This window comes from Sphingobium sp. AP49, assembly GCF_000281715.2.
Lineage (GTDB): Bacteria > Pseudomonadota > Alphaproteobacteria > Sphingomonadales > Sphingomonadaceae > Sphingobium.
Genome location: NZ_CP124576.1, coordinates 2,373,199 through 2,385,331, shown reverse-complemented (window position 1 = coordinate 2,385,331; position 12,133 = coordinate 2,373,199). Strand labels below are relative to the sequence as shown.

The 12,133-nt window shown below is 61.8% G+C and carries 11 protein-coding genes; 2 read left to right on the top strand and 9 right to left on the bottom strand.

Annotated features, from left to right (window positions below):
- Positions 1-76: 76 nt before the first annotated feature.
- The 3 genes from ahcY to PMI04_RS11530 all read right to left on the bottom strand — a co-directional run bounded on the left by ahcY (position 77) and on the right by PMI04_RS11530 (position 2,929).
- Positions 77-1,495, bottom strand: coding sequence for an adenosylhomocysteinase (gene ahcY / locus PMI04_RS11540; protein WP_007705380.1), 1,419 nt, complete (start codon positions 1,493-1,495; stop codon positions 77-79).
- Between the two features lie 122 nt (positions 1,496-1,617).
- Positions 1,618-2,178 carry a hypothetical protein gene (locus PMI04_RS11535; RefSeq protein WP_007705376.1) on the bottom strand — a complete coding sequence of 187 codons (561 nt, stop codon included), beginning with the start codon at positions 2,176-2,178 and terminating at the stop codon, positions 1,618-1,620.
- Positions 2,179-2,368: 190 nt separating this feature from the next.
- Positions 2,369-2,929: a YqgE/AlgH family protein gene (locus tag PMI04_RS11530; RefSeq protein ID WP_007705372.1), complete on the bottom strand. Its 561-nt coding sequence runs from the start codon at positions 2,927-2,929 to the stop codon at positions 2,369-2,371.
- A 143-nt stretch (positions 2,930-3,072) separates the two neighbouring features.
- On the opposite strand from PMI04_RS11530, the gene PMI04_RS11525 reads away from it, so the two are divergent.
- On the top strand, positions 3,073-3,555 hold the full coding sequence (locus PMI04_RS11525) for a peroxiredoxin (protein WP_007705369.1): 483 nt from the start codon (positions 3,073-3,075) through the stop codon (positions 3,553-3,555).
- 91 nt (positions 3,556-3,646) lie between these two features.
- Positions 3,647-5,101, top strand: coding sequence for an AMP nucleosidase (locus PMI04_RS11520; protein WP_007705366.1), 1,455 nt, complete (start codon positions 3,647-3,649; stop codon positions 5,099-5,101).
- Between the two features lie 21 nt (positions 5,102-5,122).
- On the opposite strand, the gene PMI04_RS11515 is transcribed toward PMI04_RS11520, so the two are convergent.
- The 6 genes from PMI04_RS11515 to PMI04_RS11490 form a co-directional block, all read right to left on the bottom strand.
- Positions 5,123-6,271 (bottom strand): GGDEF domain-containing protein, encoded by a 1,149-nt coding sequence (locus PMI04_RS11515; RefSeq protein WP_007705364.1) that lies wholly within the window; start codon positions 6,269-6,271, stop codon positions 5,123-5,125.
- 31 nt (positions 6,272-6,302) lie between these two features.
- On the bottom strand, positions 6,303-8,126 hold the full coding sequence (locus tag PMI04_RS11510; protein ID WP_007705362.1) for a M2 family metallopeptidase: 1,824 nt from the start codon (positions 8,124-8,126) through the stop codon (positions 6,303-6,305).
- 58 nt (positions 8,127-8,184) lie between these two features.
- Positions 8,185-8,946: an alpha/beta fold hydrolase gene (locus tag PMI04_RS11505; protein ID WP_007705360.1), complete on the bottom strand. Its 762-nt coding sequence runs from the start codon at positions 8,944-8,946 to the stop codon at positions 8,185-8,187.
- Positions 8,943-9,626 carry a DUF2238 domain-containing protein gene (locus tag PMI04_RS11500; protein WP_007705358.1) on the bottom strand — a complete coding sequence of 228 codons (684 nt, stop codon included), beginning with the start codon at positions 9,624-9,626 and terminating at the stop codon, positions 8,943-8,945. The genes PMI04_RS11505 and PMI04_RS11500 overlap by 4 nt, the downstream gene beginning before the upstream one ends.
- A gap of 8 nt (positions 9,627-9,634) precedes the next feature.
- Positions 9,635-10,660: an aspartate-semialdehyde dehydrogenase gene (locus PMI04_RS11495; RefSeq protein ID WP_007705356.1), complete on the bottom strand. Its 1,026-nt coding sequence runs from the start codon at positions 10,658-10,660 to the stop codon at positions 9,635-9,637.
- Positions 10,661-10,762: 102 nt separating this feature from the next.
- Positions 10,763-12,088, bottom strand: a complete 1,326-nt coding sequence (locus tag PMI04_RS11490) for a DUF418 domain-containing protein (RefSeq protein WP_007705354.1) — start codon at positions 12,086-12,088, stop codon at positions 10,763-10,765.
- Positions 12,089-12,133 lie beyond the last annotated feature (45 nt).

Genomic DNA, 12,133 nt, shown 5'->3' with positions numbered 1-12,133 from the left:
CCCGGCGCGATATCGGCCGGGCATTTTTAACGATAAAAAGGGCGGGGACGGCTGATCGCCCTCCCCGCCTGTTCGATCAATAGCGGTAGTGGTCCGGCTTGAACGGGCCTTCGACCGGCACGCCGATATAGTCGGCCTGCTTCTGGCTCAGCTTGGTGAGCTTCACGCCCAGCTTTTCCAGATGCAGTTCGGCGACCTTCTCGTCGAGATGCTTGGGCAGGACATAGACGTCGTTGCCGTAGGTCTCGCTCTTGGTCCACAGCTCGATCTGGGCCAGCGTCTGGTTGGTGAAGCTGGCCGACATCACGAAGCTCGGATGGCCGGTGGCGTTGCCCAGGTTGACCAGGCGGCCCTTCGACAGGACGATGATCTTCTTGCCGTCGGGGAATTCGACTTCGTCGACCTGCGGCTTGATCTCGGTCCACTTCATGTTGGACAGGCCGGCGATCTCGATCTCGCTGTCGAAATGACCGATGTTCGACACGATCGCCATATTCTTCATGGCGCGCATGTGATCGACGGTCAGAACGCCTTCATTGCCGGTCGCGGTGACGAAGATGTCGGCGCGCGGGGCGGCCTCTTCCATGGTCACGACTTCATAGCCTTCCATCGCCGCCTGCAGCGCGCAGATCGGATCGACTTCGGTCACCATCACGCGGGCACCGCCATTGCGCAGCGACGCGGCCGAACCCTTGCCGACATCGCCGAAGCCAGCGACGCAGGCGATCTTGCCGGCCAGCATCACGTCGGTGCCGCGACGGATCGCGTCGACCAGCGATTCCTTGCAGCCATAGAGATTGTCGAACTTCGACTTGGTGACGCTGTCGTTCACGTTGATCGCCGGGAAGGGCAGCTTGCCCTTCTTGGCCAGTTCGTAAAGGCGGTGGACCCCGGTGGTGGTCTCTTCCGACACGCCCTTGATGCTGGCGACGGTCTTGGTCAGGAAACCGGGACGCTCAGCCAGCACGCGCTTCAGCACGGCGCAGAAGATTTCCTCTTCCTCGTTCGACGGCGTGAACAGCTCTTCGCCGGCTTCGACGCGCGCGCCCCACAGGGCGAACATGGTGGCGTCGCCGCCATCGTCCAGGATCAGGTTGCAGACGCCCGAGTCATCATTGTGCCAGTCGAAGATGCGTTCGACATAGTCCCAATATTCCTGCAGCGTCTCGCCCTTGACGGCGAAGACCGGCACGCCCGACGCGGCGATCGCGGCGGCGGCATGGTCCTGCGTCGAATAGATGTTGCAGGTCGCCCAGCGAACCTGCGCACCGAGCGCAGTCAGCGTCTCGATCAGCACGGCGGTCTGGATCGTCATGTGCAGCGAGCCGGTGATGCGCGCGCCCTTGAGCGGCTGCGACGGGCCGAATTCCTTGCGCAGCGCCATCAGGCCCGGCATTTCGGTTTCGGCGATATCCATTTCCTTGCGACCAAAGGCGGCAAGGCCGATGTCGGCGATCACATAATCCTGTGCCTGGGCGGCGGGTACGGTGGCCACGAGCCAATCTCCATTCCGTTAGAATTTCCGGCGCGGCCTGATAGGACAAGGCAGCGGCGATGCTGGAGCCTTTACCAACCGCCGCCGCCCATGGCAACTCAATATAAAGTTTTCTTTATGTGCTATTCGACCGGTCCGCGCGGAGCCGATGTGGCCATGGCGATCGCCGGAGCCTGCGGGGCGACCGGTGCGGGTGCGCCGGCCTGGGCGATCTGTGCGACATCCGAGCATCGTGCCGCATTCAGGCGCGGCGTGATGCCGGCCGCATCCGTCAGCTTCAGCAGCGAAATCCGGTCCGCCGGCAAGGCGTTCGCAGCGGCCGTCAGCGCCTCCAGGTCGCGGCAGATGAGGCCGTTGACCCCGGCGCCATAGCTGTTGGCAAGGCTGATCACATAGTCATCATAGGCACCCAGCCCGTTGACCTGCCCGACTGCTTCGCTGAAATGGGCGCGTAGCGCATCATTCACTTCGGTAAGTGCAGCTCGTTTTTCCAGAACGAAGCGATTATAGGCCGGCAGGAAATTGTTGCTGCTCGTGCGGCAACGCAGCGCCGACACCATCAACATCATTTCAAAATTACGAACCTGCGCCGCTTCGGCAGCCCCCGTCTTCCAGCAGGTCGACGCATGCGCAGGTGCAAACGAAATTGCTGCCGCCAGTGCCGCAATTGCAAACTTTTTCATGTAATTAACCCCCGTATCAATTGCCCCGGGGTCAGCATGTCGCGTGCCGAATTTCTGAATTATCAATCGTGATACTTAGCGATAATTTACCGCTCTCGGTTCAGTTACGACCAGGAAACAAGCGGCCATGCGCAACTATTCTTTCGCACGGGAAACAAGGGAGATTGCACCGCGTAACGAAATATCCGGCTCAGGCGGATCCTCCACCGCTCACCAAATGGGCCGAATCAACTCCCGCTGCGGCGAAAGCGGCGGCCCATTTTCGCTGTGGCGGAACGTCGAACAGCAGGTCCGCGTCGCCATCGGCGAGGAACCAGCTGTCGCCGGCCATTTCCTGTTCCAGTTGCCCGGGCGCCCAACCGGCATAGCCGAGCGCGACAAGATAGCGGCGCGGACCGCGGCCCTGCGCAATCGCCTTCAATATGTCGATCGACCCCGACAGCCCCCAGTCCGCACCGGCCTGAACCATATCCTGCCCTGCCCAATCGAGCGAATGGAGGACGAACCCGCGCCGCGGCTCGACCGGGCCACCGCGCAGCACGGGCCGGTCCTCCACGCCCGAGCCGTCGATGTCGAAGCTCTGCAGCAGGTCGCGTAGTCCGACGCCGACCATCTCCTCGCCCAGATTGATGCCAAGCGCGCCCTGGGCGTCATGCACGCACAAGGCAATGGCGGAATAGGCGAACCGCTCGTCCTCCATGCCGGGCAGAGCCAGAAGAAAGCGGCCGCCATAAAAACGTGCGTCATCCATCCACCCGAATATAGGCATGGGCACGCATAAGCCAATGGCCTGCCGTCGCAACCATGGGGCATCGCGCCATATTCGAGGCACTCCCCTTGACAGCGGTGGGCATAGCGACGACGTCCGCCGCAACACTGGCCAGGAGATATATGATGACCATTGCCAAGGGCGACCGCCTTCCCAGCACGACCTTCACCACCATGACCGAAAACGGCCCCGAACAGGTCGCTTCGGACGAATATTTCGCGGGCCGCACCGTCGCCCTCTTCTCGGTGCCCGGCGCCTTCACGCCGACCTGCTCAGCCAAGCATCTGCCCGGCTTTATCGACAAGGCCGACGCCCTCAAGGGCAAGGGCGTGGACGAAATCGCCTGCACCGCCGTCAATGACGCCTTCGTCATGGGCGCCTGGGGCAAGTCGGCCGGTGCCGACGGCAAGGTGACGATGCTGGCCGATGGCAACGGCGCCTTCGCGCAGGCGGTGGGCCTGACCATGGACGGCAGCAAATTTGGCCTGGGCCAGCGCGGTCAGCGTTTCTCGATGCTGGTCAAGGACGGCGTGGTCGAGGAACTCAATGTGGAAGCGCCGGGCGATTTCAAGGTGTCTTCGGCTGACTTCCTGATCGAGCAACTCTGATTCGGGCTAATCGCGCACGCCGCCACAATGGCGTGCGCGATTGTTTCACCGCCATCTTTCTTCCGTCATATAAGTGCGGTAACAGGGGGCGATGACACAGAGCATCGGCACAGCGATCGTCGCGCAACTCGACGCCATCTATCAGACCTCCATTGAAAATCTGCGGGAAGCCATGCGGGCCTATGCGCGCGATGGCAGCATTCCGCCGGCCGAAGCGCGGACCGATCGCCGTTTCTGCTATCCTGAATTGCGGATCGTCCATCATGACGACAGTCAGGCGCCGCCGCCGGGCCGTTCCTTCGCCCGGCTGTCGAAACCTGGCCGCTACGTCACCACTATCACCCGTCCGGCAATGTTTGCCGATTATCTCGCCGAACAGATCGATCTTCTGGTTCGCGATTATGGTGTTGAAGTGGAAACGGGGCTCAGCGATCAGCAGATTCCCTTCCCCTATGTGCTTGATGGCCTAGACATCAACGCGCTCGACGGCACGCCCCCGACCGAATTGGCACGCCACTTCCCGGCGACAGAACTGGCTGAAATCGGTGATGAAATCGCCGACGGCCTGTTCGCGCCGGATGCCGATGGCGACCGGCCCCTAGCCCTGTTCGACGGGTTGCGCACCGATTTTTCGCTGGCGCGGCTGAAGCATTATACCGGTACGCCGGCCGAACATGTGCAGCGCTATATCCTGTTCACCAACTATCATCGCTATGTCGACGAGTTCGTCGACTGGGCATGCCAGGAACTTCAGCGCGAAGGCAGCCGCTTTACTGCCCTGTCGGGTGCCGGCGGCGTTTATGTCACCCCGGAAACCGCCGACCCGGCGCAAATGATCGCCGACAGCGCCTGGCGCAAGCACCAGATGCCGGCCTATCATCTGATCGCGCCTGATCGCAGCGGCATCACCCTGGTCAATATCGGCGTCGGCCCGTCCAATGCCAAGACGATCTGCGACCATCTGGCGGTGGTGCGCCCGGAGGCCTGGCTGATGATCGGCCATTGCGGCGGCCTGCGCCCAAGCCAGCGGATCGGCGACTATGTCCTCGCCCACGCCTATCTGCGCGACGACCATGTGCTCGACGAAATGCTGCCGCCGGAAATTCCAGTACCTGCGATCGCCGAGGTGCAAGTGGCAATGGCGAGCGCGGCCGAGGCGATCCTGGGCAGCGGCAATCCGGAAGATTTCAAGCGCCGCCTGCGTACCGGCACGGTCGTCACCACCGATGATCGCAACTGGGAATTGCGCTATTCCAGTTCCGCGCTGCGCTTCAGCCTGTCCCGTGCCGTCGGCATAGACATGGAGTCGGCGACGATCGCGGCACAGGGTTATCGTTTCCGCGTGCCCTATGGCACGTTGCTCTGCGTGTCGGACAAGCCGATCCATGGCGAATTGAAGCTGCCCGGCCAGGCCAACCGCTTCTATGAGGAAGCGATTGCCGGCCATTTGCGCGTTGGCCTGATGGCCTGCGAATTGCTGAGGCAGGAAGGCCCTAAGTTGCACAGTCGCAAGCTGCGCGCCTTTAACGAGCCGCCGTTTCGCTAAATATCTGGTGTGGCGCCACCGTCAGGCGGCGTCACACCAGATACTGACCTGGTTCTTGCCAGCGCGCTTCGCGTCATACAGTGCGCTGTCTGCGCGGGCGAGCATGTCTTCCAGCCGCGCATCCTCGACCCGCAGATCCGCTACGCCGAAACTCGCGCACAATATGGTGTGAGGGGCTTCATCCAGCCGTAAGCAACTAATCTCCATCCGGACCCGCTCCATAACCTCGGCAGCCACCTGTGCCGGCGCGTCGATCAACAGCAGGCCGAACTCGTCACCGCCCAGTCGTCCAACGACGTCGCCGCGGCGCACCGCATTGGTCAACAACTGGGCAAAGCTGCGCAAGGCCGTATCCCCGGCGATATGCCCGTGGCTGTCGTTCAACGCCTTAAACCCGTCGAGGTCGCAAATCACGAGAGACAGCGGGCGCGCCTGCCTTCGGGCAGTGGCAATCGCGCGGCTGGCGAATTCCTCGATGCCCCGACGGTTGAGGACGTTGGTCAATGGATCGTGGCGCATCTGCTGCCGCAACTGCTGGGCCAGGTCGCCCGCCACCACAAGCACGGCGGCAACCCCCGTGCCGACATAAATGGTCGGCATGACCAGCCCCAGGATCGCGCGATACACTTCCTTGCCCTCTTCCGGCCCCCGGATCAGGGACGCCGACAGCGCGAGCGCCAATTGGCCCAATGCGAATGCGAGCAGCACCGTGAAGAACGCCAATTCAGGGGGCGTGAATGCGCGATCCCGCGGCCAAAGCGATAGCGCGCTGACCGCCAGCAAGACCCCAACATAGGCGGGAATGATCATGCCCTGCATGATCTGGCTGCCGACCGGGCCGATCGCCAGCGACATGGAAATAATGACCAGCATGGCCGGCACCGCAAAGGCAGTGATCCGAACCTGCCTGCCTGACCTTTGCTGGACCCCGATGGCCAGCAATGAGGCGCTGATGATCAACCCGACGCCGGTCAGGATATAGAGCAGCCGACTATGCAGGAAAAACCCGCCGGCATTGGCGATCCATTGCAGGATTGCGACGCCATAGGAGGCCGCCCAGGTCAGCACATGCCGTTGCCGGCCAAAATGCAGCCACGCGACCCCCATGGCGATGGTCATCACCAGGGCGGTACCAAAAAGCAGGGACAAAATAACGGCCGGTGCGGTCATACACCGGCCATTTACCAAGTTTTACTGAAACTTACCAGCCACACGACTTGCCTTTATTTTGCACTACAAGCCATTTTTGCAACGGAGCAAAATAATTGACCAGCGCCTTGCCTGACATTTCGCGGCTGCCGGTAAAGGCCTGCAGCGCGTCCGGCCAGGGCTTGGAGGCGCCCATTTCCAGCATCGCGTTCAGCTTTTCCCCTACGGCCTTGTTACCGTAGAAGGAGCAACGATGGAGCGGCCCCTTCCAGCCCGACTGACGGCACGCTGCCTCGTAGAATTGGAACTGCAGCACGCGGGCAAGGAAGTAACGGGTATAGGGCGTATTGCCGGGGATATGGAATTTGGCGCCCGCATCGAACTTGCTTTCGTCCCGCGCGACCGGCGGGACAATCCCCTGATATTGACGGCGCAGGTCGGTCCATGCGGCTTCATATTTCGACTCCGGGATGGAACCATCAAATACGCCCCAGCGCCATTTGTCGATCAGCAGGCCGAACGGCAGGAAGGCGACCTTGTCCATCGCCTGACGCAGCAGCAGGCCCAGATCCTTGTCGGTGCCCGGCACCTTGGCCGGATCGAGCAGGCCGATCTTCACCAGATAGTCTGGCGTGATCGACAGCGCGATGAAGTCGCCGATCGCCTCATGGAAGCCATCATTGGCGCCATCGAGATAGAGCGGTTTCTGGATATTATAGGCGCGCTGGTAATAATTATGCCCCAATTCGTGATGGATGGTGACGAAATCGTCGCCATTCACCTTGGTGCACATCTTGATGCGGATATCGTCCTTGTTATCCAGATCCCAGGCGGAGGCGTGACAGATCACTTCGCGGTCGCGCGGCTTGGTAATCTGCGAACGATCCCAGAAGGTCTGCGGCAGCGGCGCAAAGCCGAGCGAGCTGTAGAAGCCCTCGCCCGTCTTCACCATCTTGATCGGGTCGTAATTCTTGGCCGTCAGCAGGTCGGTGATGTCATAGCCCAAGTCGCCGGCACCGGCAGGCGCGACGATATCATAGATATTGCCCCATTCTTGCGCCCACATATTACCGAGCAGGTCGGCCCGGATCGGCCCGGTCTTGGCCTGGACGGCATCGCCATATTTCTCGTTGAGCTTGGTGCGTGTGTAGCAATGCAACTCGTCATAGAGCGGCTTTACCTCGGCCCAGATCTTGTCGGTGAGCTTGGCGAAGTCGTCGGCCGGCATGTCATATTTGGAGCGCCACATCGCGCCGGTATCGGCAAAGCCCAGTTCCTTGGCGCCCTGGTTGGCGATCGTCACCAGCTTGGCATAGTCGCCACGCATCGGCGCACCGACATTGTCGTGCCAGCTCACCCACATTTCCTTGAGCTCGTCCGGGTTGCGGTCCGTGCCCATCTTCTCTTCGATGTCGCTGCCGTTGATCGGCTGGCCGTTCAGCGTGCCCTTGCCCTTGCCATAGGTGGACTGGAGCTTGGTCGCGAGGTCGTTGAGCTGTTGCGAGGCGCCCGACGTGGTCGGCGCGGGCAGGGTCAGCGCGGTGCGCAGCAGCGTCAGGCGGCGCTTCGTCTCCTCCGTCAGGCCCGGTGCGGTCGCGAACTTGGCCGCCTCCAGCGCATAGTCGACGCGCATCGTCGTATCGATCGCGCCGAAATAGGAAGCGAGCGCGTCGGTGTCGTCGGTGATGTAGGTCGCGTTGATCCAGGCGGCGCGGCTGCTGATCAGCGACTGATCAAACAGCGCCTTCTCCGCCTTGGTCAGGAAGGCTTCGGCCTCGGCAGCGGTCGGCTGCTGCGTGGTCGGCGCCTGCTGCGCCAGCACTGGCGACGCAACAAGGGCAGCCGCTAGCGCGGCGATCGAAATGGCGATTTTCATGGAACTTGGCCCCTTAGGTCTTCTTATGGGGCCAAGGTGGATTAGGCTGGCGAGACAGTCAAGCGGTCAGGAAATCGACCATCGCCTGGCCCAGTTCCTTGCGCGTCACGGCGTTCATATGATTGCCCGGTATCTCGACATAGCGACCGTTTGGCAACGCATCGACCAGTTCCTGGGCAATGCCATTATCCTGGTCGTCGACACCGCAGATCACATCGGTCGGCTGCCGGAAGCCGGCAATGGTCGCCTCGTCGGTGTCGACGAAGGTATTGAGGATATGCAGCATCGCCACCGGATCGCCCTTGGTGGTCTTGAGGAACGCCTCGGTCATCCATTCCGACGTGCCGCGCTCGAACGTGCCGAGATTGGTCAGCACCTTCTTGTAATAGCCGCCCTTGTCGAGCGTGCGGGTCAGACCGCGCAGGCCCATGCCGGCCAGGATCACCCGGCGCGGCGTCGCGCCGCGCGCCAGCATCCGCACGGTCGTGCGCGCGCCCAGCGAATAGCCGCCCAGATCATAATCGGTCAGCCCCATCTGCTCGACCAGCGCCAGATTGTCGTCGGTCAGCGCATCCGCCGGATAGGCGGCCGGATCATGCGGCTTGCCGCTTTCGCCATGGCCGCGCAGGTCCGGCATGATCAGGCGGAAACCCGCCTCCACCAGCTTGGCTGCATGGCCGTAGCGGATCCAGTTGGTCCAGGCATTGGAGAAATAGCCGTGGATCAACACCAGGTCCCGTCCCTGCCCCACGACATGCACGGCGATCGGCATGCCACCCAGCCCTTCGATGTCATGGCGTTCGATCTGCAGGTCGGTCATTGCTCAGGTCCTTCGGGGCATGGGGCCTCGCCGATAGGATTTCCGCTTCGGCGGCGCAAGAGCGCGATCAGTGCGATGGTGCTGCCGATCTGGGCGGCGGCCATGTCCTTCTGCGGGTCCCAGACATCGCCCTGCTGGCCATTATAATAATCGGCGGTCTCGCCGGCGGCGATCACCGTCAGCAGCCATTCGAATATCTCGTAGAGCGCGCTGCCTAGGCCGATGGCGGCAAAGGCGAAGGCCAGGCTCCAGACCTGGCGCAAACCGCCTCTGCGTCGGGCGATCTCTGCGAGGGGCGCCGTCAGCAGCGCACCGAAGGCGAAATGAACCAGCCGGTCATAGCCATTGCGTTGCAAGCCGAAGAGGCTGGAAATATCATGGCCGCTGAGCGCGCGCGCCCAATCGTCATAGGGCACGTAGGAATAGATCCAGCGCGCGCCGAAGGTGTGGACCAGCAGGAACAGCCAGATGCAGCCGGCCGAGCGGCTTGAAAGCGGCCAACGCCGGAGTATCCACGGCGCTGCGAGCGCGAGCAGCACGGTCGGGCCGTGTTGCAGCGGAGCGAGTTCGGGAAAGGGCTGCGCAATATTGGCCAACCCGATCGCCACCAGAAGGGTGACGATCATCCGGCGCTGCGCGACAGGAAGGCTGTTCCATGCCGCGACAGCGCCGGAGAGCATATGCCGGCTCAGCCCTTCTTGAGGTGGCGACGGCCCAGCAGTTCGGCGATCTGCACCGCGTTCAGCGCCGCACCCTTGCGCAGATTGTCGCTGACGCACCACAGGTTGATGCCGTTGTCGACGGTCGAATCCTCCCGCACGCGGCTGATGAAGGTCGCGAAATCACCGACGCATTCGATCGGGGTGACGTATCCGCCATCCTCGCGCTTGTCGACGAGCATGATGCCCGGTGCCTCGCGCAGGATGTCCTGCGCTTCCTTCGCCGAAATCTCATTCTCGAACTCGATGTTGATCGCTTCGGAATGGCCGACGAACACCGGCACGCGCACGCAGGTCGCGGTCAGCTTGATCTTGGGGTCGAGGATCTTCTTCGTCTCCGCGACCATCTTCCATTCTTCCTTGGTCGAACCATCGTCCAGGAAGACGTCGATGTGCGGGATCACGTTGAACGCGATCTGCTTGGTGAACTTCTTCGGCTCGGCCGGATCGCCGACGAAGATGTTGCGCGACTGCTCGAACAGCTCGTCCATGCCTTCCTTGCCGGCGCCCGAGACCGACTGGTAGGTGGCAACGACGACGCGCTTGATCTTGGCGGCGTCATGCAAGGGCTTGAGCGCCACGACCATCTGCGCGGTCGAGCAGTTGGGGTTGGCGATGATGTTCTTCTTCTTGTAGCCGTCGATCGCGTCCGGGTTCACTTCGGGCACGATCAACGGCACGTCCGGGTCCATGCGATAGAGCGACGAATTGTCGATCACGACGCAACCGGCTGCTGCCGCCTTGGGCGCATATTCGGCGGTCGGGCCGGAGCCTGCGGCAAACAGGGCAATGTCCCAGCCGGTGAAGTCGAAATGCTCGATATTCTTGCATTTGAGTGTCTTGCCGGTGTCACCGAAATCAATTTCGACGCCGGTCGACCGCGACGATGCAACCGCCGCAATCTCGTCAATCGGGAACTCGCGTTCGGCGAGAATGGTCAGCATCTCGCGGCCCACATTACCGGTGGCACCCACGACGACGACCTTGTAACCCATGACTAAACACTCCACTCCATGCAGAATTGCGGGGTGGCGCATAACGAAACTGCGCGATTTGTCCAGAAAGAAGGGCTATTGCCAGCGATAGTCAGTGGATGGCTAGGCATCGCCGATCGCTGCGCGGCGTCGGAATGGCTGCCGCTTGCAATAGGCCAGCGAACGCCATGCCCATTCCATCGGGCCGCTGACGAAATAGCGCGTCCAGATATTGGCACAGAGCAGCAGGCCAAGCGCGATGGCGGTCGCCCAACCCCACAAGGTTGCCCATCCAAATACCCCCCGCAATCCCAGCGCGATCGGTGAAAAGAGGATGTTGATGCCGATGATCTGCTCCAGAAAATAGAGCGAGAAAGCCACCTGACCAGCCGCCACGAAGGGTTTCAGGACGGCATGGGAAACGCGGAACCGCACCAGCAGGTTGACCAGCGCGACATGGCCCAGCGAGACGGCCAGCCGGGCATATTCGCTGGTGATCCAGATCGTCTTGGGAATGGGCTGGAAGCTGGTGATTTCGGCAACGCCGATCGCCCGTGCGCCAAGGCCAAAGCCATAGGCACATAATGCCAGCACCAGATAGAAACGGGTGGATCGCAGGCCCTGAATGATGCCCCATTTCCACAGGGCGATGCCGATAAGCATGGCGGAAAAAGCCTCCGCAACACCCATATAGACTTCGCCCTGACCGGCGAGATCAATCCATACGCCCCAGAGAAAGCCGATATAACCGGCATAGCTGCCACTGCGCGCCTTCGCTTCCGCTTCGGCCTTTTGCTTGGTTTCCTTGTCGATCTTGTAGCGATCCAGCTTTTTCTGCCAGGCCGCCATCGCCGCCTTGTCCGCCTGGGCCAGCGGGGTACCCGCCACCTGCTTGGCCTTTGCCGCTTCTACCTTGGTCATCATGTCGATCCGCTCGACATATTGGATCGCCGGATACACGGACGTCACCGTGGCAAAAACCAGTCCCAATGGCAGTAGCCATTTCGCCTTCAGCTTGCGAAATGGAAACAGGAACAGGGCGGCCAATGCATAGACATGCAGGATGTCACCAGGCCAGGCGAGCAGGAAGATGTCGACGAAACCGAACAGCAGCAGCCATAAGGCGCGCCGGATATAGAGGTCGGCGACCGCAACCGGACCGTCGGGCTCCATCGCCTTGGCCGCCAGCACCATCAGCGCGGCACCGAAGAGATATTCCAGCAAACCGCGCTGGGTGCCTTCCCAGAATATCTCGATCAGGCTCCAGGCGACCTGATCGGCGTGCGTCCAGCCCATCTGGCGAATGTCGCGCATCATCAATTCGGAAGGCCCCGCCATGAAAGGCAGGTTCATGGTGAAGATGCCCAGGATCGCGATCCCGCGCAGGATATCGAGCACTTCAATGCGGGCCTTGCCACGCACCGGACTGAGTAAGATCTCCCCCGTCATAGCCTCTCCCCATGCAGCCATGAAAGGAGAGGCTATGCCTGTTGC

Bases quoted from the DNA above. Each gene is read 5' to 3' on its own strand.
- PMI04_RS11510 (WP_007705362.1), bottom strand. From the start codon at position 8,126: ATGAAAATCGCCATTTCGATCGCCGCGCTAGCGGCTGCCCTTGTTGCG.
- PMI04_RS11515 (WP_007705364.1), bottom strand. From the start codon at position 6,271: ATGACCGCACCGGCCGTTATTTTGTCCCTGCTTTTTGGTACCGCCCTG.
- PMI04_RS11500 (WP_007705358.1), bottom strand. From the start codon at position 9,626: ATGCTCTCCGGCGCTGTCGCGGCATGGAACAGCCTTCCTGTCGCGCAG.
- PMI04_RS11495 (WP_007705356.1), bottom strand. From the start codon at position 10,660: ATGGGTTACAAGGTCGTCGTCGTGGGTGCCACCGGTAATGTGGGCCGC.
- PMI04_RS11490 (WP_007705354.1), bottom strand. From the start codon at position 12,088: ATGACGGGGGAGATCTTACTCAGTCCGGTGCGTGGCAAGGCCCGCATT.
- PMI04_RS11535 (WP_007705376.1), bottom strand. From the start codon at position 2,178: ATGAAAAAGTTTGCAATTGCGGCACTGGCGGCAGCAATTTCGTTTGCA.
- PMI04_RS11525 (WP_007705369.1), top strand. From the start codon at position 3,073: ATGACCATTGCCAAGGGCGACCGCCTTCCCAGCACGACCTTCACCACC.
- PMI04_RS11530 (WP_007705372.1), bottom strand. From the start codon at position 2,929: ATGGATGACGCACGTTTTTATGGCGGCCGCTTTCTTCTGGCTCTGCCC.
- PMI04_RS11505 (WP_007705360.1), bottom strand. From the start codon at position 8,946: ATGACCGACCTGCAGATCGAACGCCATGACATCGAAGGGCTGGGTGGC.
- PMI04_RS11520 (WP_007705366.1), top strand. From the start codon at position 3,647: ATGACACAGAGCATCGGCACAGCGATCGTCGCGCAACTCGACGCCATC.